At 50.0% G+C, this 2,418-nt stretch carries 1 protein-coding gene; it reads left to right on the top strand.

The genetic code is table 11. From position 1 onward, the window contains the following. On the top strand, positions 1-2,316 hold a 2,316-nt coding region (locus RMO27_RS07465), incomplete at its 5' end, for a CHAT domain-containing protein (RefSeq protein WP_309731004.1). Between the last annotated feature and the right edge of the window lie 102 nt (positions 2,317-2,418).

The following is a 2,418-nucleotide window of genomic DNA, read 5'->3' on the forward strand; positions in this document are numbered from 1 at the left end:
CAAGAAAGTTATCCAGAAATGTGGGCGATAACTCAGAACAATCTTGCTACTATCTATATTAATCGCCTCAGAAGTAATCCAGGAGAAAATATAGAAAATTCAATCAGAGCTTGTGAGGCAGCTTTAGAAGTGTATACCCAAGAGGATTTTCCCGGAAAATGGGCGGCAATTCAAAATAACTTGGCTAATGCTTACAGCAATCGAATCAGAGGAGATCGCGCCGAGAATCTGGAACAGTCGATCAAGTATTATCGGGCGGCTTTAGGAGTCAGATCCCGACAAGATTTTCCCGAAGATTGGGCGATGACTCAGAATAACTTGGCGGCTACTTATGAAGAAATAGATCGCATTGATGAAGCGATCGAGTGTTCTCAAGCTGCACTGACGATCCGCACCCCTCAACTATTACCTCTAAACTGCCTCACAACCGCCCGCAATCTTGGTAATCTAGCCTTCAAACAGGGTAATTGGCAACTCACCATCGACAGTTACGATCTGGCAATTCAAGCCGTCGAAACCAGTCGGGGTTGGGCGAATGAAGAAAATCGACAAGAGCTGATCCGTGATGCGATTTATGTCTATGAAAATGCCATTCAAGCCTGTATCAATCACGGGCAAATCGGTAAAGCGATCGAATATAGCGAACGCGCCCGCAGTCGGCAATTGGTAGACTTTATGGCGACTAACGATCTGGATCGCGATAGTGAAGTACCAGCGCAAGTGAAAATCTATCAGGCTGAATACGAGTCGCTCCAACACCAGATTTATCAACAGCAACGCACCGAAACCACCGCCGCTAACTGCCAACTCACTACCCGCAATAGTCGGGCAATGCTCCAAGTCAGCGCAAAGATTGGCGAATTAGAAGCCCAGAAACAAACCGTCTGGCTCAAAATTCGGTCGATCGATCCTCAATTTGCCGAACAACAACAGGTAACACCGATCGATCTACCGACGATTCAGCAGTTAATTACCACCGACACCACTGCCATCCTCAGCTTCTACACCACCGATAACGATACCCAGATCTTCATCATCACACGAGACAACGAACCACTAATCCACACCTGTCAAGGCGAAGGCTTCGCGCGACTACAGCAATGGTTGAGAATACAATGGGCAATGCCCTACATGTTTCGTCAACTTAAATCCCAGATCGATAAAAATCCAGAGCTGCAAGAATTCGCCCAAGCAAATGAGATCGACAGCGAACTATTAGAGATCGGTTGGATCGATCGAATTCAACCGACACTCGCACAACTATCCCAACGCCTCCAACTCGATCGACTCATCGACAAATTACCAAACATCACCGAACTCATCATCATCCCCCACCTCTACCTCCACCAAATCCCCTTCGCCGCCCTCCCCATAAATCCCCTCCTCGGAGGGGTGCCCAAAGGGCGGGGTGGGTTCCGGGGCGAGTTACTAGGCGACAAATTCACCATCCGCCTCATCCCCAGTTGCCAGATCCTCCAATACTGCAAAGATCGATCGACCATTACCACCCCCCAATACGGCACCGTCGAAAACGCCGACGGCACCCTCCCCGGTGCCGGATTTGAAGGACAACAACTCGCAAACCTCTTCCAAATCGATTCAGATTACCGCCTCCAAGGACGCAAACAAGCCACCGTCGCCGCCTTCCACGCACTGATCGATCGATCCACCAAGCCCATCACCACCCTCCACCTCGCCAACCACGCCCATTCCCGCCTCGACAACCCCCTCGAATCCGCCGTCAAACTCGCCGATGGTAATATTACCTTGCAAAGCTTGATGAAAACTCGCTACCAACACCTCCGCGAAATCTTCCTCTCCTGCTGCGAAACCAACTTCGGCACCACAGGCATCACCGACGATCTGCTCACCATCTCCACCGGATTTCTCTGTGCCGGAGCCAGTACCGTGATCGGCACCCTCTGGGCGGTAGACGACCTAGCAACCGCCCTATTTTCAACTTTTTACTATCAACATCGTCATGCCAATTACAGCCGCGATATTGCCCTAAAAATGGCTCAAAATCGGCTACGAAATCTAACAGGCGCAGATTTTAAACGCGACTATGCCAAAGATTTGCGAGCTAACTTTCAAGCTTATGGCAAAGCAAATAAACGCGATCGAGCTGACTTGAAAGCTGAATTCAATCGAGGTGAAATCGACAAAGCGAAATTCGATCGAGATTCTGGCGATCTCACCAATGCCTATACAAAAGCTCTAGATGCGGCTGGAAGACTCGACGATTACAGCCAACAGGATCAACCCTTCAACCATCCTTACTTCTGGGCTGGCTTCGTTTGTCAGGGCTTGGGGTAGAGCATTGAGAATTGAGAGATGGGCACGGAATATAGGGTCTCAACTCTACGGGGGTAAATCCCCTCCCAGGAGGGGTGCCCGCTCCGGCGGGGTGGGTTCAAC

The sequence above is a fragment of the Chamaesiphon sp. OTE_75_metabat_556 genome (assembly GCF_031378165.1).
GTDB lineage: Bacteria > Cyanobacteriota > Cyanobacteriia > Cyanobacteriales > Chamaesiphonaceae > Chamaesiphon.